Annotated in this window: 22 protein-coding genes; 6 read left to right on the top strand and 16 right to left on the bottom strand. The window is 63.7% G+C overall.

The window, feature by feature from the left end; genetic code table 11:
- Window positions 1–5: 5 nt before the first annotated feature.
- The 3 genes from QRN10_RS20930 to pmrG form a co-directional block, all read right to left on the bottom strand.
- On the bottom strand, window positions 6–1,526 hold the full coding sequence (locus QRN10_RS20930) for an ArnT family glycosyltransferase (protein WP_285429040.1): 1,521 nt from the start codon (window positions 1,524–1,526) through the stop codon (window positions 6–8).
- Window positions 1,526–3,181, bottom strand: coding sequence for a lipid IV(A) 4-amino-4-deoxy-L-arabinosyltransferase (gene arnT, locus QRN10_RS20925; RefSeq protein WP_266246063.1), 1,656 nt, complete (start codon window positions 3,179–3,181; stop codon window positions 1,526–1,528). Before arnT ends, QRN10_RS20930 begins: the two co-directional genes overlap by 1 nt.
- Before the next feature lie 165 nt (window positions 3,182–3,346).
- The gene (gene pmrG, locus QRN10_RS20920; RefSeq protein WP_181081302.1) at window positions 3,347–4,036 is read right to left on the bottom strand and encodes a lipopolysaccharide core heptose(II)-phosphate phosphatase PmrG; all 690 of its coding nucleotides are present in this window, start codon (window positions 4,034–4,036) and stop codon (window positions 3,347–3,349) included.
- A gap of 261 nt (window positions 4,037–4,297) precedes the next feature.
- Between pmrG and QRN10_RS20915 the strand changes: the two genes are divergently transcribed.
- From QRN10_RS20915 to QRN10_RS20890, 6 genes are all read left to right on the top strand, one after another.
- Entirely contained in the window at window positions 4,298–4,966 is a 669-nt protein-coding gene (locus QRN10_RS20915; protein ID WP_285429039.1) for an ABC transporter ATP-binding protein, read from the top strand.
- A 1-nt stretch (window position 4,967) separates the two neighbouring features.
- Window positions 4,968–7,430, top strand: a complete 2,463-nt coding sequence (locus QRN10_RS20910) for an ABC transporter permease (RefSeq protein ID WP_285429038.1) — start codon at window positions 4,968–4,970, stop codon at window positions 7,428–7,430.
- Window positions 7,420–8,484, top strand: coding sequence for a lipocalin-like domain-containing protein (locus QRN10_RS20905; RefSeq protein WP_285429037.1), 1,065 nt, complete (start codon window positions 7,420–7,422; stop codon window positions 8,482–8,484). Before QRN10_RS20910 ends, QRN10_RS20905 begins: the two co-directional genes overlap by 11 nt.
- A 137-nt stretch (window positions 8,485–8,621) precedes the next feature.
- Window positions 8,622–9,617, top strand: coding sequence for a hypothetical protein (locus QRN10_RS20900; protein WP_285429036.1), 996 nt, complete (start codon window positions 8,622–8,624; stop codon window positions 9,615–9,617).
- Between the two features lie 2 nt (window positions 9,618–9,619).
- On the top strand, window positions 9,620–9,976 hold the full coding sequence (locus tag QRN10_RS20895) for a hypothetical protein (protein WP_253511862.1): 357 nt from the start codon (window positions 9,620–9,622) through the stop codon (window positions 9,974–9,976).
- A gap of 146 nt (window positions 9,977–10,122) precedes the next feature.
- The gene (locus tag QRN10_RS20890; RefSeq protein ID WP_266246054.1) at window positions 10,123–11,565 is read left to right on the top strand and encodes a hypothetical protein; all 1,443 of its coding nucleotides are present in this window, start codon (window positions 10,123–10,125) and stop codon (window positions 11,563–11,565) included.
- Between the two features lie 72 nt (window positions 11,566–11,637).
- Here the strand turns inward: QRN10_RS20890 and QRN10_RS20885 are convergent, their stop codons facing one another.
- The 13 genes from QRN10_RS20885 to QRN10_RS20825 form a co-directional block, all read right to left on the bottom strand.
- Window positions 11,638–12,501: a LysR family transcriptional regulator gene (locus tag QRN10_RS20885; RefSeq protein WP_181081811.1), complete on the bottom strand. Its 864-nt coding sequence runs from the start codon at window positions 12,499–12,501 to the stop codon at window positions 11,638–11,640.
- An 85-nt stretch (window positions 12,502–12,586) separates the two neighbouring features.
- Complete coding sequence (locus tag QRN10_RS20880) at window positions 12,587–14,005, bottom strand: amidase (protein ID WP_285429035.1); 1,419 nt, start codon at window positions 14,003–14,005, stop codon at window positions 12,587–12,589.
- The gene (locus tag QRN10_RS20875; protein ID WP_285429034.1) at window positions 14,002–15,270 is read right to left on the bottom strand and encodes a Zn-dependent hydrolase; all 1,269 of its coding nucleotides are present in this window, start codon (window positions 15,268–15,270) and stop codon (window positions 14,002–14,004) included. The genes QRN10_RS20880 and QRN10_RS20875 overlap by 4 nt, the downstream gene beginning before the upstream one ends.
- A 13-nt stretch (window positions 15,271–15,283) precedes the next feature.
- Entirely contained in the window at window positions 15,284–15,979 is a 696-nt protein-coding gene (locus QRN10_RS20870; RefSeq protein WP_285429033.1) for an ABC transporter ATP-binding protein, read from the bottom strand.
- A complete protein-coding gene (locus QRN10_RS20865; RefSeq protein WP_285429032.1) occupies window positions 15,979–16,728 on the bottom strand; it encodes an ABC transporter ATP-binding protein in 750 nt (249 codons plus the stop codon). Before QRN10_RS20865 ends, QRN10_RS20870 begins: the two co-directional genes overlap by 1 nt.
- A complete protein-coding gene (locus QRN10_RS20860) occupies window positions 16,725–17,735 on the bottom strand; it encodes a branched-chain amino acid ABC transporter permease (RefSeq protein ID WP_285429031.1) in 1,011 nt (336 codons plus the stop codon). The genes QRN10_RS20865 and QRN10_RS20860 overlap by 4 nt, the downstream gene beginning before the upstream one ends.
- A gap of 1 nt (window position 17,736) precedes the next feature.
- Window positions 17,737–18,597: a branched-chain amino acid ABC transporter permease gene (locus tag QRN10_RS20855; RefSeq protein WP_266246047.1), complete on the bottom strand. Its 861-nt coding sequence runs from the start codon at window positions 18,595–18,597 to the stop codon at window positions 17,737–17,739.
- Between the two features lie 59 nt (window positions 18,598–18,656).
- A complete protein-coding gene (locus QRN10_RS20850) occupies window positions 18,657–19,859 on the bottom strand; it encodes an ABC transporter substrate-binding protein (protein ID WP_285429030.1) in 1,203 nt (400 codons plus the stop codon).
- 148 nt (window positions 19,860–20,007) lie between these two features.
- On the bottom strand, window positions 20,008–20,775 hold the full coding sequence (locus QRN10_RS20845) for a FadR/GntR family transcriptional regulator (RefSeq protein WP_181081803.1): 768 nt from the start codon (window positions 20,773–20,775) through the stop codon (window positions 20,008–20,010).
- Window positions 20,776–20,882: 107 nt separating this feature from the next.
- Entirely contained in the window at window positions 20,883–21,632 is a 750-nt protein-coding gene (locus QRN10_RS20840) for an alpha/beta fold hydrolase (RefSeq protein ID WP_181081802.1), read from the bottom strand.
- Between the two features lie 107 nt (window positions 21,633–21,739).
- On the bottom strand, window positions 21,740–23,152 hold the full coding sequence (locus tag QRN10_RS20835; RefSeq protein ID WP_285429029.1) for an efflux transporter outer membrane subunit: 1,413 nt from the start codon (window positions 23,150–23,152) through the stop codon (window positions 21,740–21,742).
- On the bottom strand, window positions 23,145–25,115 hold the full coding sequence (locus tag QRN10_RS20830; RefSeq protein ID WP_253508421.1) for a MacB family efflux pump subunit: 1,971 nt from the start codon (window positions 25,113–25,115) through the stop codon (window positions 23,145–23,147). The genes QRN10_RS20835 and QRN10_RS20830 overlap by 8 nt, the downstream gene beginning before the upstream one ends.
- Before the next feature lies 1 nt (window position 25,116).
- A complete protein-coding gene (locus tag QRN10_RS20825) occupies window positions 25,117–26,286 on the bottom strand; it encodes an efflux RND transporter periplasmic adaptor subunit (RefSeq protein ID WP_285429028.1) in 1,170 nt (389 codons plus the stop codon).
- Window positions 26,287–26,302: the final 16 nt, after the last annotated feature.

Genomic DNA, 26,302 nt, shown 5'->3' with positions numbered 1-26,302 from the left:
TCAACTCAGGGCAAACGAGGAATGAACGCCCGGCTGCCGTCCTGGCGTACATGAAACAGCCGTTCGCCATTGTCCGGTTGTGTGGTGACCACCTGATGGTCCACGGCGAGGTAAGCCAAGGGCGTCGGGTCGTCCTTGGAGAAGGCGGTGACAATAATCGTGCGCTGCGGGTCGAAGTGCCGGCCGCTGGTGGTATCCAGCCAGGCCATGAACGCGGCGCTGTCACCCAGGCGCGGGAAGTCCTGGGCTTGGCTCACGTAGTAAAACGGTCTGCCAGGGGTTTGCAGGTACAGGGGCGCCTTGTTGTCGGCTTCCACCAGGACCATCTGCCATTGATCCCACGGCGCGGTTCTCACCGCCTCGGTCCGTACATCCTCGGCAAAGCGCGTAACGCCGCCACGGCCGTTGCTCCAGGGATAGGCCACACCGAGCACACCGAGCATGACCACGGCGGCGATGGCGAAACCCTTCTGCCAGCGAGGACCGCTGGCGGGCCGGGTCGCCAGCCGTTCGCTCAGCCACCAGGCGGCCAGCAACTGGGCGAACGGCACCAGCGGCAGTACGTAGTAACTGCGTCGGCTGCCGCTGGCGGTAAAGAACACAAACAGCAGGCCCAAGGCCCACACCAACCAGCGCACGTTGGGCGGGGTCCGGCGCCAGTGCCGCAGCGCCAGCCACAGGCCGAGCAGCCAGCACGGTGCCCAGGGTAGGGTGTAGGCAGGCAGGTAGATCAGGTAGGTGTAGATCGGCTCCATATGGTCGAACGGGGCGAAAAAGCGCACCACGTTTTCCCGGAACACCAGCGCCAGGCCGCTCTCGCCGTAAGTCGGTGCGCCGTAGAGGCGGGATAGCACGAACGGCACGGCGTACACCACGGCGCCGAGCAGCAGAGCCAGGAACAGGCGCGGGTTGAGGTGGCGCTTGTAACGCTGTTCGCGGAGCAGATGCGGCAGCAAAACCAGGCCCGGCAGCACCACGCCGATCAGGCCTTTGAACAGCGAAGTTGCCGCCAGCAGCAGGCAGAACACCGTGTAACGCCCAAACCGCGTGTCCTCCGGCCCGCGCCAGTACCACCACACTGCGGCCAGTACGCCGCACAGGGTCAGCACATCGGCGGTGGCTACGCGGGCCCAGAACAGAAAGTAAAACGTGGTGGCAAGCATCCACCCGGCGATCAGGCCGGTGCCTTTACGGAACAGGCGCTCGCCGAGCAGGTAGATCAGCCACACGCTCAGCCATGCGGCGATGACCGATGGCAGGCGCAGCGACCACGGGCCCAGGCCGCCCATCAGATGCGCCATGCCGGTGATCAGCCAATACGAAGGCAGGGGTTTGTCGTAGTAGGGCGCACCCTTGAGGTAGGGGTCGAAGTAATCGCCGCTCTGCAGCATCTGCAGCGCAATGTTGGCCCAGCGGGTTTCCGGGCCCCAGAGGTCACGCGCGCCGAGCCCGCATAGCAGCAACAGGGCCGAAACGCAGAGCAATAGGCACAGGGCGCCGCGGTCGGTCCTGAAAAAGCGCGGCATCAGGGCACCTGCGGATACAGGGTCAGTTCCAGATAGCCCTTGTTATAGCGCTTACCCCCAGGCGGCAGCTGGCCCGCCTCGGCCATTTCGCTGGTGCTGCCGACCCGCAGCAGTACGCCGACCGGGCCGTGGCGGCGAGCCTGCGTGAGCCAGTCCTGAACCTGCGCCAGGTTCACTTTTCGTTGCGTTGCATCGGGGTATTGCAGGCCATAGCGCAGTTCACCCTCGGTGTTGTACAGCGTCACTTGCGTGCGTTGCAGGCGCCAGGCCAGGGCGCTGGCGCTCTCCAGTTGGTTGCTCAGCAGGGCGTTGGTTTGCTGCAGTTCGTCCAGGTGTTCCAGCACGAACTGATCGGGCATTTCGTTATCGGTGATCAGCGCCGGCATACCGGCCGGCAGCAGCACCACCAGCAGGCCGATGCCCAGTGTCGGCATGGCCCACAGGGCGAGCGGGCGGAAGGCCTGCAGCAGGTTGGTCAGAATCCACCCCAGCAGCACGATGAAGGTCAGCGACAGGCTGAACATCTCGGCATGACTGTTGCCATAAAGCGGTCGCGCAATTTGCAGGTAGATCAGACCAATCATTGCGGCCATGCCGATGACGAAGTTGAGCAGGCCGTTGAGGCCGATCGCGCGGCCTTTGCCTTGGTTCACCAGATCGACCAGCGTGTGGCCCATGAGCAAAGCCAGGGGCAACAGGCAGGGCATGATATAGGTCGGCAGCTTGCCGTTGCTCAGGCTGAATAAGCCCAGCGGCAACAGCAGCCATAGAGCCAGGAAGCGCACCGGTGCCTGGGTTCTTGCCTGCCAGGCCTTACGCAGGGTATTGGGCAGCAGCCCGGCCCAAGGCAGGCACGCTACCACCATGATGGGCAGGAAGAACCACCACGGGCGTACGTGCTGCGCGTCGTCGGCGCTGAACCGGCGGATATGCTCGTTCCAGAAAAAGAAGCGCCAGAAGTCCGGTTCCTGCCGATGAATCGCCCACACCCACGGCAAGCACACCAGCACGGCCACCAGCACCGCCAGCGGCCCATAGCGCAGCAATTCCCCCAGGCGCCGTTGCCAGAGCATGTAGGGGACGGCGATCAGTACCGGCAACGCCCAGGCCAGAAACCCTTTAGTCATGAAACCCATGGCGCAGGCGAACCCCACAGTGGCCCAGGCGCTCATCCGGCGAGACAGGGTTTGACTGTCCAGCGCAAACCACAGCGCGACCAGGCTGAGGTTGACCCACAGGGTGAAGAGCGGATCAAGATTGGCATACCCGGCCTGGCCGGCCACCAGGCCAAAGCTCAGGTAGAGCAGGGCGCAGGCGAAGCTTTTGCGAGGGTCGTTCCACAAGCGGCGGGCGATCAGGTAGCCCAGCAGCACACTCAAGCCGCTGGCGAGCGCCGATGCAATGCGCACACCGAACAGGTTCTGGCCGAACAACGCCTGGCCCAGGGCGATCAGCCAATAGCCGCCGGCAGGTTTTTCGAAATAGCGGATGCCCATGAAATGCGGTGCGATCCAGTTGCCGCTGAGCAGCATTTCCTGGCTGACTTGGGCGTAACGTGTTTCATCCGGCGTCCATAGACCGTGCAGGCCCAGGGGTAATAAATAAAAAGCGGCGAACGCGGCTAATAGCACATGCAGGGGGTTTATGCGGGTCATGACAATGTCGGTTTTAAGTAATGAAGTAACAGCGGCGGAATTCACGGGGCTCACTAAGCAGCGGGAAATAGTCATGACGTCCTTAAATTAAAGGCGTAATTGAACATGCCAGAACTGGGCTGTCTTTTTGCTGAACATAAACTGCAGTAATGAGTTGCCTGCCACTTAAAGTTGCTTGAGTGCCATCGGCCAGTCGGGGTTATTCACGATGCCCAGAGGCTTGAATTGACCATTGGGCAAAACTTGCACGAACAGCGCGCTGCCATATTCAGGGAACTTGGCATGGGGGTAGCCCAGGCGGGCTTCGAAGTCGGCGATGCAGCCGCTGTGAGTGACGAATACCAGGTTGCGTCCGGACTGTTTGTGGCTGAGCAATTCCTCACCCATCGCCGTGCCGCAGACGGCTTGCTGGCTGGCGGTGACCTCGGTCTGGCCGAACATGAAACGGGACGTCTGGGCCGTGCGAATGGCCGGGCTGGCGAGCACGTCGCTGCCTTCCATGCCCAATGATTTAAAGGCTTTTCCGAGCTGTTCGGCGCGTTGGCTGCCTGCGATCGTCAGGCCTTCGACAGGGCCCAGGCATGGGTTGCTCGAGCGGTCGCAGCGCTCTTCGTGGCGCACCAGCACGATCAGGTCGCCGTCGCGCCAGAGCGGCAATACCGATGAACTCAGCAAGCGATTACCGACGCCCAGGTCCCGTGGCGACAATGGCCAGAACATGAAGGCGGCCACAAGTAAGGCAACGACGACAATGCCCAGCCAGAGGGCTGACAAACGCTTGATGAAGTGTCTGCGCGTGCGCGGTTCGGTCAGGATAAGGTCAACCACTTCATTCACCTTGGGCGCTGTCGGCAGCGTTTTATTTGATCAGGCGCTACGGGTCGGCGAATGCCTGCCGGGGAGCCAGAAGCTGTCACAGGGCGGCTGTCTTTTCGCTGAACATGCGGCGGTTAAAAGTTGCCAGACGTGGCAACTAATAAGTGGCCGACGGGTGACGCTTGGCCGGCACTTTAAAGAGCCGTGAGTGGGCGAGCGGTGAAATCCATGTGAAAAATTTGCGTGGTCTCGACCTGCAGCCGTTATTCTCGATTGCCCAGCCATTACACGAGCGTTTCCATGTTGCAGGTGCAAGGCGTGTTTAAAAGCTATGCCACTCCCCAAGGCCCGTTGCCGGTGCTGGCGGGCGTCGATCTGCAGTTGGCCGCGCGCGGCAGCCTGGCGTTGATGGGCGAATCGGGCAGCGGCAAGAGCACGCTGCTGCACCTGGTGGCCGGGTTGGATCGGATCGATGCCGGGCGTATCCAGGTCGGCGAACAGCGCCTGGACCGGATGAGCGAGGCACAACTGGCGCATTGGCGGCGCGCCGACATCGGTCTGGTGTTCCAGCAATTCAACTTGATCGGCAGTTTGCGCGTTGCCGACAACCTGGCGTTCCAGGCACGGCTGGCGGGGCGTTTCGATGCGCGGTGGCAGGCGCAATTGGTCGAGCGACTGGGCCTGGGCGACCTGCTGGCGCGCTACCCGGAGCAACTTTCCGGCGGCCAGCAGCAGCGCGTGGCGGTGGGCCGCGCGCTGGCCTCGCGTCCGGGCCTGTTGCTGGCCGATGAACCCACCGGCAACCTCGACGAAGCCACCAGCGACGAGGTGCTGCAATTGCTGCTCGACCTGCTGCGCGACAGCCCCACCAGCCTGTTGATGGTCACCCACAGCCCACGGCTCGCCGCGCGGCTGGATCGCCAGGTGCTGTTGCATCGCGGGCAGGTCGTGCCGACGGGTGCCGCCTGACATGTCGGTCTTCTATTGGACGTTGCGCGCGTTGCTCAGCCATTGGCGGCGTCACCCGGTGCAATTTTTCAGCGTGCTGACCGGTCTATGGCTGGCCACTGCGCTGCTGACCGGTGTGCAGGCCCTTAACAGCCAGGCGCGCGACAGCTACGCCCGCGCCAGCCAGTTGATCGGAGGCGAACCCCAGGCCAGTCTCTCAACGCCAGATGGGGCCAGTTTTGCGCAGACGCTGTTCGCCCAATTGCGCCGTGCCGGGTGGCCGGTGTCGCCGGTGGTGCAGGGGCGTGTTCAGCTTCAGGGGCATGAGGACCAGCGCTTGCAGTTGATGGGCATCGAGCCGTTGTCGTTGCCGGGCAGTGGCGCGGTGGCGGGGCAGCGGATGAGCCAGGCGCAGATCCTCGCGTTCTTTGCGCCGCCGGGGCTTACCTTTATCGCGCCGCAGACCCTGCGGGGCCTGGGGCTGCATGAGGGCGAGCAACCGTTGACGGTGACGGGGCAGCGCCTGCCGCCGTTGCAGGCCCAGGCGGACATGGCACCCGGGCTGTTACTCACCGACATCGGCTTCGCGCAAACGCTATTGGCGATGCCCGAACGGTTGTCGCGCCTGCTGGTGGACAAGGCCTTCGCTGCGAGCCACCCGACACCGCCCGCCGAGCTGCAACTCAAGCAAGGCGAGGACAACAACCTTGCGCGGCTGACTGAAAGTTTCCACCTGAACCTCGACGCGCTGGGTTTTTTATCCTTCGTGGTGGGGCTGTTTATCGTGCACGCCGCCATCGGCCTGGCTCTGGAACAGCGGCGCGGTCTGCTGCGTACGTTGCGCGCGTGTGGGGTCAGCGCGCGCTGCCTGATCCTTGGGCTGGGCGTGGAGTTGGGGATGTTGTCGTTGCTGGGCGGCGTGCTCGGCGTGGCCAGCGGTTACTTGCTGGCCAGCCTGTTGCTGCCGGACGTGGCCGCGAGCCTGCGCGGTCTGTATGGCGCCGAGGTGCCGGGGCAACTGAGCCTGAGCCCAGGCTGGTGGCTGGCCGGCTTGGGCTTGAGCCTGTTCGGTGCCTTGCTCGCCGGCGCCAACAGTCTGTGGCGCGCGGCGCGCCTGCCTTTGCTGGCGCTGGCCAATGCCCAGGCCTGGCACGAGGCGCATGGGCGCTGGCTGCGGCGTCAAGGCTATGTGGCCGCCGCCGCGCTGCTGGTGGCGCTGTTGGCGCTGTGGCGGGGTGATAGCCTGGCCGCCGGGTTCGTACTGATGGCCGCGTTGCTGCTGGGCGCAGCCCTGGGCTTGCCGGTGCTGCTCAACGGCTTGCTCAAGGCGGTGCTGGGCCGCAGTCGCTCGGTCCTTGGCCAATGGTTTCTTGCCGATTGTCGCCAGCAATTGCCGGCCCTGAGCCTGGCGCTGATGGCGCTGCTGCTGGCGCTGGCCGCCAATATCGGTGCCGGTTCCATGACCTCGGGTTTTCGCCTCACATTCAACCATTGGCTGGAACAACGCCTGACTGCCGAGCTGTACCTCAACCCCCAGACCCCGGCCCAGGCCGAGCAACTGGGCACCTGGCTGGCGCAGCAACCGCTGGTGCGCGCGGTGTTGCCCACCTGGCAGGTGGCGGTGCAGCTTGAGGGTTGGCCGGCAGACCTGGCGGGTGTGGTCGACGACGCGACCTATCGTCAGCACTGGCCGTTGCTGGAAGCGGCCTCTGCGCCGTGGGATCAATTGCGCGACAGTGACAGCGTAATGCTCAGCGAACAGTTGGCGCGGCGCCTGGCCCTGAGCGTGGGCGACACGCTGGACCTGCCGACACCGCAAGGGCGCTGGGCGCTCAAGGTGGTGGGCATCTACGCCGACTACGGCAACCCCAAAGGCCATCTGTTGATCAATGCCACGCATTTGCTGAACCACTGGCCGGGCCTGTCTCCGTCGCGGTTCAACCTGCGGGTCGCACCGTCCGATGTGCCGCCGCTGATCCGTGATGTGCAGCGTGTGTTTGCCCTGGAGGACAGCCGCATCATCGATCAGCAGCAACTCAAGGGCTGGTCGAGCCAGGTATTCGAACGCACCTTCGCCGCCACGGCCGCGCTCAACAGCCTCACCCTTGGCGTGGCCGGCGTGGCACTGTTCATCAGCCTGCTGACCCAAAGCCAAAGCCGCCTCGGCCAACTTGCACCGCTGTGGGCGCTGGGCGTGACGCGGCGACAATTGATGCTGCTCAACCTCGGCCAGACCTGGCTGCTGGCGGTGCTCACCTTGTGCCTGGCGCTGCCGTTGGGGCTGCTGCTGGCGTGGTGCCTGGACGCGGTGATCAATGTGCAGGCCTTCGGCTGGCGCCTGCCGTTGCAGGTATTCCCCTGGCAACTGGCGCAGTTGCTGGGCCTGGCAATGCTGGCCACGCTGCTGGCCTCGGCCTGGCCGCTGTGGCAGTTGTATCGCAGCCGCCCGACGGATTTGTTGAGGACATTCGCCTATGAAGGTTAAGTCGCTGTGCTGGGCGGTGCTGCTCGTGCTGGCGGCCTGCGACAAAGCCCCCGCGCCCGAGGAAAGCTTCGCCGGCCTTGGCAGCGACGCGGCGGACTTTGCCCAGGTAGTGCCAGGCAAGGTCTTCAGCTTTCCCGAGGACCATGGTCCCCACGCGGGCTTTCGCATCGAATGGTGGTACGTCACCGCCAACCTCAAGGATGCCCAAGGCAACGTGTTCGGCGTGCAGTGGACGTTGTTTCGCAACGCCCTCAAGGCCGGACCGACGCAACCGGGCTGGCACGACTCCACCCTGTGGCTCGGGCATGCCGCCGTCACCTCCGACACCCGCCACTACGCCGCCGAACGCTTCGCCCGTGGCGGCGTAGGCCAGGCCGGGGCGCAAGCGGCGCCGTTCAACGCCTGGATCGATGACTGGCATTTCACCAGCCGTCCCGGCGCCACCAGCACATTGGCCGACATGCAACTCAAGGCCAACGGTGCGCAATTTGCCTACGACCTGCGTTTAACCTCCAGTCGCCCACTGGTGCTGCAGGGCGACAACGGCTACAGCCGCAAATCCGACCAGGGCCAGGCGTCGTATTACTACAGCCAGCCGTTCTTGCGCGCCGAGGGCAGCGTCAGCATCGATGGCAAGACCTATCAGGTCAGCGGCCCCGCGTGGCTCGACCGCGAATGGAGCAGCCAACCACTGAGCGCCAGCCAGAAAGGCTGGGACTGGTTCTCCCTGCACCTGGATCGCGGCGCACACCTGATGCTGTTCCGGGTGCGGCAAACCGACGGCGCGCCGTACCTGACCGGCACCTGGATCGACCGCGAAGGCCGCACCCAGACCCTGCACAACGCCGATATCCAACTGACGCCGTTGAGCACCACCGCGATTGACGGGCGCCAGATACCGACGCGCTGGTCGCTGAAGATCCCCAGCAAACAGCTGGACATCACCACCGAAGCGCTCAACCCCAACGCCTGGATGAACCTGAGTATTCCGTACTGGGAAGGCCCGGTGCGCTTTGACGGTGGGGTGGGTTACCTGGAAATGACCGGTTATTAGGGGTGTTTCTGTAGGCGCTGTTTCTTCACGAAGTAGGCAACTTCCCAAATGTTAATGACCCCACTTGCGCTTGTGTCCGGCCCCCAGGCGCTTGCTTATATTTCCACGCCATCTTCTTTGCATCCCGGATGTAGGGCATGGCGCAGAGCTATATCAACGACCGCACCACGGACTACCACAGCTTGAAATCGCGCCTGATGGGCAGCGCCCCGAGCCGACAACGCTCCGAGCATTTTGATGTGTTGAACCGGCACCTGCGCCCCGGCCTGGTCACGCCGGGGCAACTGGTGATTATTCCCGATTCCCACAGCGTGAGTTGTTCGGGCGAGGAAGCCTGGTTGATGCGACATGCCCAAGAGGTGCGACGCCACCTGGATATGAACTCATCCACCGGCAAGGCCTTGATCGGCAACTACGACTTGTTGCAGAGCTTCATGGCGTCCACCTCCATTGGCATCGGCAGCGCCACATCGGCCTGGGCGCGGCACCTGAATGAGGTGGCGCAAACCTTGGAAGACATCGAACGCTTGCATCAACGCTTGAAAGACGGCGCGTTGGACCGCGATGCCTTTATCCAGCAGCGCCAGGCCCTGTTCCGCCGCCTGGACCTGCAGCTGCAAGGCGCGGCGCGGTTCGGCACGGGTTTGCAGGGCAATGAGTCGTTGAAAAAGGTGCTGGGGATATCGACCAAAAGCTATCTGCATAAGGGTGAGATCGCCGCGTATGCGCAACGGATTCGGGAGACTGCGCAGATGTCGAAGTGGTTGGGCAGGGGGACCTACCTGGGGGTGGCGCTGGATGTGGGCGTGGCGGGGTTGGAAATCAAGGAGGCGTGTGTGGCGGGGCGGGAGACGCAGTGCAGGAGGGCGAAGTATGTGGAGACGGGGAGGTTGGTGGGGGGAGTGGCTGGGGCTGCTGGAATCGGAGGCTTAGGCGCTGAACTAACCCGCCGCGCCTGCACCCTTTTGTTAGGTGTGGCGACTAGAGGAAGCGGCGCACTGTCTTGTGGAGTTATTGGGGGAGCCGCGGGAGGATATGTTGGAGGAACTAAAGGAGGTGATGCAGGGGCGTTCCTTGGCGGAAAGATCGTCGAGATCGACGGTGATGTGATATTTCAACCGGAGGGCGCTTAATGATGTCTGTTTTTTACATGTACACCCTTGTGATGATCGTTGGCACGTTCGTTGTTCTGGGACTGATGTTGTATGCAGGGCACACAAAACTCGACGAACTGGAAAGCTACTTCAAAGAAAACGCAGAGGTCCGTAAATATCAGGAACGCTGGAAACGAAACCAGCAGCTCAACCGGGGTAATCGCATGGCACTGTTGATTAATATCCTGCGCACGCCAAAACGTTCGGTTAAAGAAGGCCTCGTGACCGAAGCAGAGCTAGCCGCCGTCCCCCTTGCACTCAAGCGTTGGGCCGTTTGGCCATATCGTCTTGTGATGATTTGGGCTGTGGGTTGGGGGTATTGGGGGACCTGGCTGTAGAAGGAGCTTTTTTCCTACATGCATTTTCCCTTAAGCCCACATTTTTTTCAAAAAATACTGTACATCCATACAGTCATGTCCTACAGTCCATCCCAGGTGACCGGATGTCACCTGACCTTCAGTTTTTAACTATGGATGGATAAAAAATGAAATCGAAAAAAGCCTTTATGCTCGGCGCGGCCATGGCGGCCTCCTGCTTTGTTTCGGCCTTTGCCCTGGCGGAGCAAACCCCTCAGAAACTCACTGCCCAGGCCGTCCGGCAGGCGGTCGACAAGGCGCTCAAGCCCGGCGGCAAGTTGGATGCGGCGAAGGTTCCGGCCTTGCTCAAGCAAAAACTCAAGGCCGCCAAGACCGGCCAGTCCAAGGCGCTGACCCAGGCGGTGAAAACCGCACCGTTCGACACCGTGGTCGGTGAACTGAAAAAACCGGCGCAGGCCGAATTGAGCGCCGCCGCCATTGCTGCGTTCGAGCCGTTGTTCCCCACGCTTGATATCAACACGCTGTACAGCGTGGACGGGGTGCAGGCCGGCAACGAGTTCGCCTATCACTTCAACCTGCCGCAGAATGCGCGTATTCAAGTGCAACTGGTCAACCAGAGCGCCGGCACCGACATGTCGCTGAGCCTGTTCCTGGATGACGGCCAGGGCAACCTGAGCCTGGTCGGGTCTTCGGATGCCGCCGGCAACGCCGATGAATACCTCAATGGCGTGCTGCCGGCGGGGGACTATTACTGGTACATGGTGGCCAATACCGCCAGCAACGGGCAGTTCAGCTTTGGCGTCGCCGTAGACAGCAACATCGATGCCTACGAACCCAACGACACGCCGCAGACCGCCTTCGTGCTGCCGGACTCGATGAACAAAGTCAGCGGCAACCTCGACAACGCCAACGATGTCGATTACTTCGACTTCAAGGCCGTGCGCGGCCAGAGCGTGAGCATGTACCTGGCCGGTGATGAAACCGGCAGTCGCAACCAGTGGATCTTCGACCGGTTTGATGGGGTCAATTGGATCACGGTACCGGCCGGTTCGTCGTCGACCTACCCCAGCGTGGCGCCGGGCACCACGGTCAAAGTGCGCGTACGGGCCAACCCCGACGTCGCGCAGGACGCGACCAAGCAGTACCAACTGAGCCTGGGCTCTACGCCACGCCTCAATACCCACGACGTGAAGGGCGACAACATCGTGCGTGTGCCGGTCTCGGAAATGCCGCTGGCCACGCAAACGGCACGGGTGCTGAACTGGAAAACGCAATGGTCCGACTCCACCGGCGCGCCGTTGCTGGGCGTCACTCCGGTGCTGCGCGTGGACAATCACTTCATCGACTTCAACTACCGCTGGGTCAATTATCCGGCCACCACCAACAGCGCAGGTGAAACGTCGGCCACGGCGAATATCGGCAGCTGCTTCGGCGATTACCACACGGTCATCAACGACAGCAGTACCGGCGTGCCGTACAAATGGGACACCACGTACAACCAAGGCGGCTGGCGCATCGAGCTGGCTGAGTTCCCGGGGGTAGGCGTTGGCGGTGACAATGTGCAGTACGTCAGCCTGGGGCATATCTGCACCCAGACCATCGTGCATTGATCGTGATGCAACAGTGAAAAAGGGGGCAGCCTGCACAGGCTGCCCCCTTTTTTTGCGCCAATTTCTGAGGGTTTAAATCAGTGGATCCCAGCGCTGCGACCAATCCCCTTCGGCCTTGACCACCCCGCGCAGCAGTTCCAGCGCGCGCTGCAGCACCGACGAATCCCGCGCCCGTGCGTACACCAGGTACGTCGGAAAGCTGAACTCCGGCGCCTTGGGCACGCGTTGCATCACCCCACTGTCCAGATAGCTCTGCACCACCCGCGTGCGGAAATACCCGGCGCCGCCGTTCTCCAGGATGTACTGCAGCGCCAGCGGCCCGAGGCTGAAGCTCACGGCGGCGCGGGCACGCTCGGGCAGGGCGGCGTCATGCTGCTGGCGAAACCCCGGGCCCCAATCGATATAGACGTAGGGTTCGGGCTTGCTCGCCAACTGCACCAGGATCAGTTTTTCTTCCAGGACCTGTTCCACCTGCAAGCCCGGCCAATAGTGGGGCTGGAACACCAGCGCGGCGTCGAGCACGCCCAGCTCCAGCTGGCGCAGCAGGTACTCGCCTTCGCGGATTTCCGTGCGCAGGGCATGGCCGGGGATGTGCTCGCGCAAGGCCTTGGCCCAGCCGAGCATCAGCGGGTTGCACAGGCTCACCTCACCGCCGATATGCAGCACGTTGCGATAGCCGTCGGGCAACGGCAGGTCGCGCCGCGCGGCTTCCCAGGTTTGCAGCAATTGGTTGGCATACACCACGAAGGCCTCGCCATCGGCGGTCAGTCGCGCCCCGGCACGGTTGCGCACGAACAGCGTACAGCCCAGCTGGCTTTCAAGGTTTTTCACGCGGGCGGTGATGGCGGTCTGGGTAACGTGCAGTTTCTCGGCCGCCGCGGCCAGGCTGCCGCAGCGGGTGATTTCGAGGAAGGTGCGTGCCAGTTCAATATCCATGAAGCCCCCAGGAATGAATGGAGGACATTGTAGGGGCAGGGCATTGGAATGCGATCAGAAAATGTGCGAGGCGGTACGCCACCTCTCACCTGTTGGCCTGGGGTGTGGCGGCTTTGGGAGCCTGCAAGTGTCGGGTTGGAAATGCGCGCGCATACACTTGGCATACCCTCAACACCTGCTCATCGGCAAACCGCGCCGCGACCACATGCAATCCCACCGGCAGGCCATTAGCGGCCAGGCCACACGGAACTGACGCCGCCGGTTGCTGGGTGAGGTTGAAGGGGTAGGTGAACGGCGTCCACTCGGTCCATTCCTGCATGCCTGAACCAGGCGGTACGTTATGCCCGGCGGCGAACGCGGTGATCGGCAGCATCGGCGAGACCAGCACGTCGTAGTGCTGATGGAACGCCGCCATTCGCGCCACCAACGCTGCGCGGGCTTCCAGGGCGGTGTTGAAATCATCCAGGCTCAAGCGTTCGCCGCGTTGCGCGATGTGCAGCAGGCCAGGGTCCAGCAGGTGTTTTTGTGCCTCGCTCATCGAACCGGTCAAGCGCGCGGCGCCGGCGGCCCACAAGGTGCTGAACACGTCCAGCGGGTCACTGAAGCCCGGGTCGATCTGCTCAACATGGGCGCCCAACTGCACCAGGCCCTCAACCGCTCGTGCGACCACCTCGGCCACTTGCGGGTCCACGTCGATGTAACCGAAGTCGGGGCTGTAGGCGATACGCAGGCCCTTCAAATCCAAGGCGTCGGATAACCACGGCGTGCTGCGTGGCGCGCCGATCAAACCATCCCGCGCGTCCGGCCGCGCGACGGCCTGCAACATCAGCACGCTGTCTTCCACGGTGCGGGTCATCGGCCCCAGGTGCGACAGGATGGTCATGGAACTCGCCGGCCATTGCGGCACGTAGCCGAAGGTCGGCTTGATGCCGAAGGTGCCGGTAAACGCGCAGGGGATGCGAATCGAGCCGCCCGCGTCGCTGCCCTGGTGCAGCACCCCGAGGTTCAATGCCGCCGCCGCGCCGGCGCCGCCGGATGAACCGCCGGCCGTGGTGCGCGTGTCCCATGGGTTGCGGGTGATGCCGTACAGCGGGTTGTCGGTGACGCCTTTCCAGCCGAATTCCGGGGTGGTGGTTTTGCCCAGCAGCACCGCCCCGGCCTTGCGCAGGAACGCCGGGAACGGCGCGTCGACATCCCAGGGGCCTTCGGCGGATGTGGTGCGCGAGCCCTTGCGCGTGGGCATGCCAACGGTCAGCGTCAGGTCTTTGATCGATGCGGGCACGCCATCCAGGGCGCCGCAGGGCTCACCCTTCAACCAGCGTTGCTCGGACGCCCGTGCGGTGCGTAGCGCGCCCTCGGGGTCGACATGGCAGTAGGCGTTGACCGTCGGGTTGTAGCGTTCGATACGCAGCAGCGCATCTTCGGTAACGTCCACCGGCGATAAGGTCTTGTTGCGGAAATGCTCCAGCAGTTGCACCGCTGTCAGTTGGCCTATCTCACTCATGCCCTGTCTCCCTGCGCCGCATTGACCATGGCGCGCAGCAACACCGCGCAACCGGCCGCCAGGTCTTCCGGGGCGGCGTTTTCGATTTCGTTGTGGCTGATGCCGCCTTCGCACGGCACGAAGATCATCCCGGCCGGGCCCAGTTCGGCGACGAAAATCGCGTCGTGCCCGGCGCCGCTGACAATATCCATATGGCTCAAACCCAACGCCTGGGCTGCCTCGCGCACGGCATTGACGCAGGCCAGGTCGAAGTCCAACGGTGGAAAATCGGCGGTGGGCGTCAGCTCAACCATCAACCCGTGCCGGGCGGCCGTGGCGTCGATTACGCGGCGCACTTCCTCGACCATGGCCTGCAATTTGTCGGCATGCAGGTGGCGCAGGTCGAGGGTTATGTGCACCTGGCCGGGAATCACATTGCGTGAACCCGGATGCAGGCTCAGGCAACCGACCGTGCCGCAGGCGTGAGGCTGGTGCTGATGGGCGATACGGTTGACCGCGCTGACCACCTCGGCGGCGCCCACCAGGGCGTCCTTGCGCAGGTGCATCGGGGTCGGCCCGGCGTGGGCCTCGACGCCGGTGAGGGTCAGGTCGAACCACTTCTGGCCCAGGCAACCCATCACCACACCAATGGTGGTGGCCTGATCTTCCAGCACCGGGCCTTGCTCGATATGCGCTTCGAAATACGCGCCGACCGGGTGGCCCGACACCGCGCGCGCACCGGCATAGCCGATGCGCTGCAATTCGGCGCCCACCGACAGGCCCTGGTCGTCGCGTTTGTCGAGGGTGTCCTGCAAGTCGAACTTACCGGCAAATACCCCGGAGCCCATCATGCATGGCGGGAAGCGCGAGCCTTCTTCATTGGTCCACACCACCACTTCGATCGGCGCCTGGGTTTCGATGTTCAAATCATTGAGGGTGCGGACCACTTCCAGGCCCGCCATCACTCCGTAGCAGCCATCGAACTTGCCGCCGGTGGGTTGGGTGTCGATGTGACTGCCGGTCATCACCGGCGGCAGCTCCGGATTGCGACCGGGGCGGCGCGCGAAGATGTTGCCGATAGCGTCGACGGTCACGCTGCACCCGGCGTCTTCGCACCACTGTACAAACAGGTCGCGGGCCTGGCGGTCGAGGTCGGTAAGGGCCAGGCGGCACACGCCGCCTTTGGCGGTGGCGCCGAGGCGGGCCAGGTCCATCAGCGACTGCCACAAGCGGTCGCGGTTGATCAGCGGGGCATTGCTCTGAAGCGGTTGTGCAAAGCTGTTCATGGGCACTCTCCGGTCAGGCGCTCAGGGCCAGGTAACGGTTTTTGATGCTCGGGTCGGCGCGGAAGGCTTCGGCGCTGCCCTCATAGACCACGCGGCCCTGTTCGAGCACGTAATGGCGGTCGGCGAGCTTGTCGCAGACCATCAGGTTCTGTTCCACCAGCAACACCGGCAGGCCGTCGTCCTTGACCTTGCGCAGGATCTTTACCAGTTCGTCGACGATCACCGGAGCCAGGCCTTCGGTGGGTTCGTCGAGGATCAGCAGCTTGGGGTCGTTGAGCAGAGCGCGGGCGATGGCAAGCATCTGTTGCTCGCCGCCGGACAACGCGTGGCCGGCGTTTTTGCGCCGCTCCTTGAGACGCGGGAACATGCCGTACACGTCTTCGAGCTGCCAGCGGCTGGTCTTGCAGACGGCGATGCGCAGGTTTTCCTCGACGCTGAGCAGCCGGAAAATCCCACGGTTCTCCGGCACCAGCGCCAGTCCCTGGCGCGCGATCTCGAAGATTTTCCGGCCCACCAGCGCCTGACCGTTGAAGTGGATCTGGCCCTGGCGCGGACAAATAATCCCAAGGATGCTGCGCAGCGTGGTGGTCTTGCCGGCGCCGTTGCGCCCGAGCAGCGTCACCAGTTCGCCGGGGTTGACCTTCAGCGACACGCCTTCGAGCACGTGGCTTTTGTCGTAGTAGGAATGGATATTCTCGACGATCAGCATCAGGCAGCCTCCCCAAGATAAGCACTGCGCACACGCTCATCGGCGCGCACGAACTCCGGCGTGCCTTCCACCAGAATCTGCCCGTGGCTCATCACGGTAATGCGTTGGCTGATGGACATGACAATGCTCATGTTGTGTTCGATCAACAGCACCGTATGGTCGCGGCCAAGGTCGCTGATCAATTGGGTCATGATCGGGATGTCATCGATGCCCATGCCCGAGGTGGGCTCGTCGAGCATCAACAGTTTGGGTTTGGAGCAGATCGACATGCCCACCTCCAGCACCCGCTGCTGGCCGTGGGACAACTCGCCGGCCAGGGTATCGGCGCGGGCACTGAGTTGCAGACGCTCCAGCACCTGGTCGGCCATCTCCAGGTGTTCGCGTTTGCTGTCTACGTGGCGCCAGAAATTCAGTACGCGCGCACCGTCGCGGCCCTGGGCAGCGAGGCGCAGGTTTTCACGCACGCTGAGGTTCTGGAACAGGCTGGTGAGCTGGAACGAGCGCGCCATGCCCAGGCCCACCCGGGCGTGGGCCGGCTTGCGCATCAGGTTGCCGCCGTCGAAATGAATCGCCCCGGCCGTGGCTTGGCGTTCGCCTGTCAGGCAGTGGAACAGGCTGGTCTTGCCCGCGCCGTTGGGGCCGATGATGGTGTGGATGGTGCCGGCTTCGACCTTGAGGTTCACGCCGTTCACGGCACGGAATGCGCCGTAGGCCAGTTCCAGGTCTTGGGTTTCCAGCAGGATGCTCATAACACGTCCTCCTTGACCACGACACCGGCCTTGCGGCTGCCGCGTACTTTGTCGAACAGCGAGGCCAGGCCGCCCCACAAACCGCCGCGCATGAAGATCACCACCAGGATCAGGATCACCCCCAGCAGCATCAGCCAGCGTGGCCACAGGTCGGACAGGAAGTCCCCCAGCAGCACGATGGAACCGGCACCCAGCAGCGAGCCGAACAACGAGCCGGTGCCGCCGACGATGGTCATGATTAGGATGTTTTCGGACATCGCCAGGTCGATATTCGACAACGGCACAAAGTGCAGCAGCATGGCGTACAACGCGCCGGCAATCCCGGTGACCGCGCCGGACAGCACGAACACCAGAATTTTGAAGTGCCGCGTGTCGTAGCCGATGGCCGAGGCGCGGGTTTCGTTTTCACGGATCGCCATCAGCGTGCTGCCGAACGGCGAAGCGATGACCCGACGGGCGCCGATGAAAATCAGCAGGAACAGCACCGCCACAAAAGCATAGAACGCACGGGCGTCGGCCAGCGACAGCAGCACAGTGTCACCCAGGCGAATCTCCGGGCGCGGCACGCTGAGCAGGCCGTTGTCGCCACCGGTCCAGTCGCTCAAGGTGTAGGCCACAAAGTAGGCCATCTGACTGAATGCCAACGTGAGCATTACGAAGTAAATGCCGGTACGCCGAATCGCCAGGGCACCGACCAGCAACGCCAGGAAACCACCGACGACGGCGGCACCGAGCAGCGCGCTGAACAGGCCCAGGTGCAGGTTGATCATCAGCAATGCCGCGCAATACGCGCCGGCACCGAAGAAGATGCCTTGGCCGAATGACAACAGTCCGGTGTAGCCCAGCAGCAGGTTGCAGGCCAGGGCGGCCATGGCAAAGATCAGGATCTCGGTGGCCAGGGTCGCCGAGGGCAATATCAACGGCAGGCCGATCAGCACCGCCAGCACCCACAGCAGCATGGCCCGCGACTGGGTCCTGGCAAACGGCAGGGGGTTTTTCTCGCTCATGTCAGGCTCTCCCGAACAGGCCGTAAGGACGTACCAGAATCACCGCGGCCATGGCGCCGTAGATCATCAGGCTCGCTCCCTGGGGCCAGAGTGTGGTCATCAGGCTTTGCACCACGCCCACCAGCAAACCGCCGACCAGCGCGCCGCTGAATGAGCCCATGCCGCCGATCACCACCACCACGAAGGCGATGCCCAGAATCTCCGGGCCCACGAACGGCTGCGCGCCGCGCAATGGCGCGAACAGCACACCGGCCATACCGGCCAGGCCCACGCCGAGGGCGAAGGTCATGGAGAACAAACGGAAAATATTGGTGCCGAGCAGCGACACGGTCTCGGTGCTTTCACTGCCGGCGCGCACCAGGGCGCCGAAGCGCGTGCGCTCCAGCAGCAGCCACAGGCCCAGGCCCACCAACGCGGAAAACACGATGAGAAACAGGCGGTAGTAGGGGTAGACAAAATCACCCACCACCAGCACCCCGCGCAACAGCTCCGGCACGGCGACGCTTTTGCCCACCGGGCCCCAGATCATCACGCTCGCCTCCTGGATGATCAGCGCAATACCCAGGGTCACCAGGATCTGGAACATGTGGGGCAGGTGATAAATGCGCTGGATCAACACCCGCTCGATGACCCAGGCCAGTGCGGCCACCACCAGCGGTGCGACCAGCAATGCCAGCCAGAAATTGCCGGTCAGGCTCACGGCGGTATAGCAGATGTAGGCGCCCAGCAGAAAAAACGCACCGTGGGCGAAGTTGACGAAGTTGAGCAGGCCGAAAATGATCGTCAGCCCCACCGCGATCAGGAAGTAGATCATCCCCAACCCCAGGCCGTTGAGTATCTGGAACAGGTAAAGATTAAGCATGCAGAAACCCTCGGACAGCTGGCCGCGGGGGCGGCCCTGTCGCGTTTGACTGGTCAGGATCAGGCGAGCGTGCAGCCTGTGGCGTCGACCGGCGGGAACGATTGGCCGGCACTGAGTACTTTGGCCAGGTCGTCCTTGTCGGCCATCTCGCTGGCGGGCTTGCCGATCAACAGGTAGTAGTCCTTGATCACCTGGTGGTCGCCGGCGCGGATCGACTCCTTGCCGGTCGGGCCATCGAAACTCAGGCCCTGCATGGCCTTGGCCACGGTCGGCCCATCGAAGCTGCCGGTGGCGATGATGGTGTCGAGCATGACCTTGGTGCTGATGTAGTCGGCGGCCAGGGGGTAGGTGGGGTTGATGCCGTATTTGGCTTTCGTCAGTTTGACCAGCTCGCGGTTGAGCGGGGTGTCGACCTGATGCCAGTACTGGGCGCCGAGGTACACGCCTTCGAGCACATCGCTGCCCAATTCCTGGAATTGGTCGAGGCCGGCGGACCACACCAGCAGCACTTTCATACGCTCCTTGATGCCGAAGTTCACCGCCTGGCGCAGGGTGTTGGACGACTGGCTGCCGAAGTTGAGCAGCACCAGTACGTCGGGTTTGGTCGAGATGGCGTTGGTCAGGTAGCCGGAGAACTCCTGTTCCTGCAGCGAGTGGTAGCTGTTGCCCACGTGCTCCAGGCCATTCTCTTTGAGCACGGTCCTGGCGCCTTCAAGCAACGCTTCGCCAAACACGTACTGTGGGGTGATGGTGTACCAACGCTTGGCCTCGGGCAGCAGCTTGATCAGCGGCAGCAGGGTTTCGCGGATCGCGCCGTAGGTGGGCACCGACCAGCGGAACGTCGCTTTGTTGCAGTCCTTGCCGGTGACTTCATCGGCGCCCACCGGAGTCATGAACACGCCGCCAACCTTGTCGACTTCCTTGGCCACCGCAAGGGCCGAGGATGACAAGGTGCAGCCCTGGAAGAATCGCGCGCCGTCCTGCTGGATGGCCTCCTGCACCCTGCGTACCGCTTTGCCGGCATTGCCTTCGGTGTCGATGACCTTGTAGTTCAACGGCCGACCGAGCAGTTCGGGATACTGCTCCACCGCCAGGCGCGAACCCATGTCGGCAAACTTGCCATAGCTGGCGAAGGCGCCGGACATGGACTTGAGGCCGTAAAAGGTAAAGGGCTCGGCGGCAAATGCCGACCGCACGCTCAGCGGGAGGCTGAGGGCGGCGGCGGCGGTGAGGCTGGCTTTCAATAACGTACGACGCTGCATGGGGTGACTCCCTGGTTTAGTTATTGGCAGGAGCGGCAAGGGCGATACGGTGAAGCTGGGGCCTGTGGGCAGGCCTGTTATTGGGGCGAGCATGGACCGTGGTCACAGTGTGCGAGGGCAAACCCAGCGCACCTTGATCGAAGTGTTTTTAAGAGTGATCGAACTCCAAAAGAAAGTGCGGGCTGACCTGGCCTTCCAGCGCGGTCATATGGTGTTCGGCGTCGCACATGTGTTCGTGCATCAAGCTGCGCACCGCGCGCTCATCCCCGGCGCGAAAGGCGATCAACAGCTGTTTGTGATAATCGAGGTTGGCCGCATCGAACTGCTTGCGCTTGGGCTTGTAGGCTTTTTTCAGCACCACCAGGTCACGTAGCAGGTCATTGAGAAACTGCGCCATAAAACTCAGCAACGGGTTGGGGCAAGCCTTGGCCAGCAGGGTGTGGAACTCCAATTCCGCCAGGCGCTGTTCGCGCTGGCCGGCTTCGCTGTCTTCCGGCGCACTGCAAAAATCCACGTTGTCCTGCAGGGCCTGGAAGTCGTCTTCACTCAGGCGGCCCAACACCGACACCGCCAGTTCCACCTCGATGACCTTGCGTAACTGGTACACCTGCTCGCCGTCCAAATGTTGAAAATGCAGGTAGTTACGCAATGCGCGGCTGGCAGGTTCCGTGCCCGCCTGGTTCAGGTACGCACCGCCGCTGGGGCCGGTGCGGGTGCTGACCAGACCTTCGACCTCCAGAGCCTTGAGCGCTTCGCGGGCCGAGCCCTTCGAGCATTGGAAGCTCTCCATCAGCTCACGCTCGGTGGGCAGGCGATCGCCCGGCTTCAAAGCGTCGGTGACGATGGAGCGCTTGACCGATTCGACAATCACATCGGACAGCTTCTGGCGTTTGCGGCGTAGCGGACGGCTGAGCATGTGGGCGATTTATCGTATTAATGCGGATAAATAGCACTTAATAACGATCCGGCCGGAGCGTCAATGCGCGAGGTCGTTTTCGGTCGCAGCAGGTCGCAAACGGTTATCTAAGGCCAGTCACTCATTGGCAGGCATCGCGTGAACGATGGGGGTTGTTTGCCGTAGGCCAGGAATTCACCGACCCATCGGTAAACGCAACTGCCGGCATCGGCTTTTGCAGGGTCCTTTAGACGCAGGAGGTCCACCAGCGGCGTGCCGATGTCGTCGGCGTCGGCGTTGACCAATACCATGCGCGCCACGCGTTCGGGGAACAGCACGGCATAGCGGTTGCCCAGCCGAGTGGCGTCGGCGTTGCCCAGGTAATACAGCTGAGCATCGCCGAGTTGGTCGCGTACATACTCCATGTCGCGCGCGGCGTATTCCACCTGGGTGGTCTGGTCCAGGGCGCGCGCGCTGAGTTCGACGACGTCGTAGCGCTCAAGCAGGCTGCGATAGGCCTGTGTGGCGTTGGCGCTCCAGCGACTGGCCAGTTGGAGAGCAAAAGTGCCGACGCCGTTCTTTGGCGGTGGCAGGCCCGCGTGCACGAAGATTACGCCCTGGCGACTCAGCGGTTGGCGCGCGCCGACACGGGTCACGTACAGGCGCAGAGTGCCTTGTCGAGGCGCCGCGTAGTCGCGGGGGACCGATACGCTGCCGCACTGAGTGCGTTCCACCACGTCGGCGGCCAGGCGGTCAGCCGAAGGCAGCGGGCAGTCCAGCAACCAATCGATGGCGGTGGGTTTGATCAGCGGCTCGGCGGCGGCCAGGCTCGCCAGCAGCCAGAGGCCGCCGCACGCCAAGTGTTTTACGACAGTCATCAGGAGGTCCGGGGCAGCCGTGTGATAACGGCTTTTTTACCAAGGACCTCAAGGCCAGGAATGTAGGGCTAACAGACGCCTCGCGTACGAAAGTGGAGTTTTGTTTATCAGATGTCGGTTTTCCAGCCGCCACCCAATGCCTTGTACAACGCGATGCTGGCCTGCAGGCGTGACAGCCGCAGTTGCACGTTCAGGTCCTGGGCCGCGTACAGGGTGCGCTGGGTTTCGAGTACGGTCAGCCAGTCGGCGGCCCCGGCCTGGTAGCGTTGCTGGGCGATCTGGAACGCGGTCTGCGCCTGTTGCAATTCTTCGTCCTGCCATTGGCGCTGCTGGTCGAGGCGGGTGATGCCGCTGAGGGCTTTTTCCACGTCGGCAAAACCGTTGATGAGCGTGCCGCGATAGGTCTGCAGCAGTTCGTCCTGGCGCGCGCGGGCCTTATCGCGTTCAGCGCTTAAACGGCCGTTGTTGAAGATCGGCGCCACCAGCCCGGCGGTCAGTGTGTAGTAGGGGCTGCGCAGCACGTCGATGGCCTTGTAGGCGTCGGAACCCAAGGTGGCGCCAAGGGTGATGGCGGGCAGCAGGGCGGCGCGGGCCACGGTCACGTCCGCCTGCGCCGCCGCCAGTTGCGCTTCGGCCTTGGCGATGTCCGGGCGGCGACTGAGCAATTGGCTGGGCAGACCGGCGCCGATGCTCGGCCACGTCAGTGCCTGGAAGGGCTCGGCGCCCAGGTCCAGGGCCTGCACGGGTTGGCCCAGTAGGGCGGCGAGGGTGATGCGCGACTCTTCGGCCTGTTGCGCAATCAGCGGCAGTTGGCGTTGCTGGCCGGCCACCAGGCTTTTTTGCTGGGCCAATTCCAGAGCCGTGGCGGAGCCCGCGTCATAGCGGGTTTGCACCAGCGCAAGCACATTGCGCGCATTGGCCAGGTTCAACTCGGCGATGTGTCGGCGCTGGTCGCTGGCAAGGGTTTGCGCGTAGCGGTCGGCGACGTTGCCGAGCAGGGTCAGCTCCACGGTGGCCTGCTCGAATTCGCTGGCCCGCAGGTTGTGCAGAGCGCTGTCGCGGGCGGCGGCGCGACCGCCCCAGAAGTCCACCTCGTAGCTGGCGGTCAGGTTGGCGCCGAAGTTGTTCACCGCATCGTCGCTCTCGCTGGCGTCGAGGTCCGGGCCGCCTGCGCCACGCAGTAACTTCTGATGGCTGGTGGTGAGGTTGGCCTTCACCTCCGGCAGCAACGGCGCGCCGGCGATCACCGCGCTGGCCTGGGCCTGGCGTACCCGCGCCACCGCTGCGGCCACGTCGAAACTGTCGCGGCGCGCCTGTTCGATCAGGCGATTGAGCGGCGCACTGCCGAACCGTGTCCACCACTGGGCGTTCACGCTTTGGGCGGCATCGCGTTCGGCGTATTGCCAGGCGGCGGGCGGCACGATACCGCGGTCGATGCTGGGCGGCCGGCCTGCGCAGGCGCTGATCAGCAGGCACAGGCTGAGTACGCACAGGTGTGAGGGGACATAGGGTTTATTCACTGGTCAATGCCTTAACCGGATCGAGCCGGGCAGCTTTACGGGCCGGCATAAAGCCGAATACGACGCCGGTGACCAATGCGCAGCCGAATGCGCCGAGCACCGCCACCAGGGAAAACTGCACTGCCACCTTGGCCAGCACCAGCACGCCGCCCACCAGCAGGGCCAGGGCGATACCACACAGGCCGCCGACCACCGAGAGCATCACCGCCTCGGTAAGGAACTGGCGCAGGATGTCGCGCTGACGCGCGCCGGTGGCCATGCGGATACCGATCTCGCGGGTGCGTTCGCGTACCGTCATGAGCATGATGTTCATCACGCCGATGCCGCCCACCAGCAGGGAAATCGCCGCAATCGAGCCGAGCATCAGCGACAGGGTGTTCTGAGTGCGTGCCTCGGCCTGGATCATTGCGGCGTTGTTGGTCAGTTCGTAGTCGCGCTTGCCGTGGTGCAGACGCTGCATCAACTGGTCGATGGCCTGTTCGGCTTCGTGCACTTTGCGCGCGTCGGCGGCGGCGATCACCACGTACTCCGGGTTGTAACTGCCGAACAGGCGCACGCTGGCGGCGGTGTAGGGAATGGCGATGCGGTCGTCGCTGTCTTTGTTGCCGGAGCTGGCGCCTTTTTCCGCGAGCACGCCGATGACTTGGAAAGGCACGTTTTCGATCAGGATGTATTGGCCGATCGGGTCGACCAGGCCCTTGAACAGTTTTTCACGCACCCGATGGCCGATCACCGCCACCGTAGCGCCGGCGCGCTCGTCGGCCGCCGTGAAGTAACTGCCCTCGACCACCGGCCAGTTGAAAATCTCGGGAAAATTGGTGTCGTTGCCGCCAACATAGGCCATGTAGTCGACGTTGCCATAACGCACCCCGGCCTCGCTGCCGTTGACCGGCATGATGCGCTGCACCTGAGGCAGCGCCGCCAGCGCGGCCACGTCTTCCAGGCTGACGATGCCCAGCGGCGTGCGCGGGTTGGGCGAGGAGCCGCTCAGGTAAAGAATGTTGGAGCCGAACGCGCCCATCTGCGCCATGACCTGGCGCTTGCTGCCTTCGCCCACGGCCAGCATTACCACCACCGAGGCCACGCCGATGATGATCCCGAGCAAGGTCAGCGCGGTGCGGAAGCGGTTGATCCACATCACGCGCCAGGCTGCCTGCACCGCGTCCACCAGCTCGGCTTTCCAGGCACCGTTATGTTCGGCGCCGTCGGCCAGGCGCTGGCGCAGGTCCACCGCTTGCAGAGCGCCAGGGGTAGCGGCGGGCGCGGTGTCGTGGGCGGATGCCGAATCGCTGATGATCAGGCCATCGCGAATCTCGATGATGCGGTTGGCGCGCGCCGCGACTTCGCGGTCGTGAGTGATCAGGATCACCACGTGGCCCTGGCCCGCCAATTCATCCAGCAGGCTCATCACTTCGGCGCCGCTGTGGCTGTCAAGGGCGCCGGTGGGTTCGTCGGCAAGGATGATATGCCCACCGTTCATCAATGCGCGGGCGATCGACACCCGTTGCTGCTGGCCGCCGGAGAGCTGGTGCGGGCGGTTGCCGGTACGCTCGGCCAGCCCCAGGCGCGTGAGCAGGGCATTGGCCCTGGCATGTCGCTCGGCGGCGCTGATACCGGCGTAGATCGCCGGCATTTCCACATTTTCCTGGGCCGAGCCGGACGGGATCAGGTGATAGCCCTGGAACACGAAACCGAACGCTTCGCGGCGCAGCCAGGCCAGGGCGTCGCTGTCCAGGTGTGCGACGTTTTCCCCGGCGAACAGGTACTCGCCCGAGGTGGGACGGTCGAGGCAGCCGAGGATATTCATCAAGGTGGATTTGCCGGAGCCGGACGCGCCGACAATCGCCACGAATTCGCCGGCGTGAATCGCCAGGTCGATACCGCGTAATACGTCGACCTGAGGGCTGTCGCCGCCACCGTAGGATTTGCGGATGTGCCTGAGTTCGATCAGCGGCGTGACCATCTCAACCTCCACTGCCGTCGACCGGGCCGATCAACAGGTGGTCGCCTTCGTTCAGGCCCTCGAGCACCTGCACGCGCAGGCGGTCGCTGAGGCCCAGGCGCACCTCCCGTTGTTCGATGCTGCCGTTGGGCATCACCACGCGGGCGATCTGTGTGTCAGTGGTGCCGTTGCCGAGCAGTGCCGAGACCGGTGCGGTCAGGGTGTCCTTGGCCTGGCCGGCGACGAAGAACACCTGGGTGGTCATCTCGGCCATCAGCGCATTGTCGGTGTTGTCCACATCCAGCAGCACGGTGTACAGCACCACGCGGCCGGCGCCGCTTTTGTTGGAACTGGTGGGGCTGCCGCTGCCCTGGGTTTCATTCAGGGGCTTGGGCGGTATCGGCAGGATCTGTCGCACGGTGCTGGTCCAGCGCCGGGTGCCGCCGCTCAGGGTGGTGAAGTAGGCGGTCATGCCGGGTTTGACGTGGCCGATATCGGCCTCCGACACCTCGGCCCATACGGTCATCGGCGACAACTTGGCGATACGCAGGATCAGCGGCGTCTGCTGCTGGGCGTTGAGGGTCTGGCCGACGCGCGCATCCACCGCCACCACGGTGCCGCTCATGGGCGCATAGATGCGTGTGTAGCCCAGCTCCGCCTCGTCGCTGCGCAGGCTGGCCTGGGCCTGCCGGATCTGCGCCTGGAACATATCGACCCTGGCCTGGGTCGCGCTCAGCTCGGCCTTGGCGGTTTGCACGTCCTCTTTACGGGTGGCATTGCCAGTGGCCAGGCGTTGCTGGCGCTGATACTTCTGGCGCGCCAGCTCATGCTGGGCCTGCTGCTCCTGCAATTGCGCCTTGAGGTTTTCGATGGCGTAGCGGCTGGCGTCGAGCTTGGCCTGCTGGGTGGACGGGTCGATTTCCACCAGCAATTGGCCTTCCTTGACCTGATCGCCTGCTTCGACGTGGATCCTGCGGATCTGCCCGGACGCCTGGGCGCCCACGTCCACATAGCGACGCGGTTGCAGGGTGCCGAGGGCGGTCACGCTGTTTTCGATAGTGCCGCGGGTTACGGTGACGGTGGTCAGGTCGTCGCGGCCCGACGGCAACACCTGCCACGCGGCGACGGCGATCAGAGGCATCAGGCACGCCGCAACAAGCAGGGCGCGTCGGGCGGGGCGGGGGCGTTTCATGGATGGATTCCAGCCA

Source organism: Pseudomonas sp. lyk4-R2A-8 (assembly GCF_030209095.1).
Taxonomy (GTDB): Bacteria; Pseudomonadota; Gammaproteobacteria; order Pseudomonadales; family Pseudomonadaceae; genus Aquipseudomonas; species Aquipseudomonas quebecensis.
Note: the sequence above shows the minus strand (reverse complement) of the source record. Positions and strands in the feature narration are given on the sequence as shown.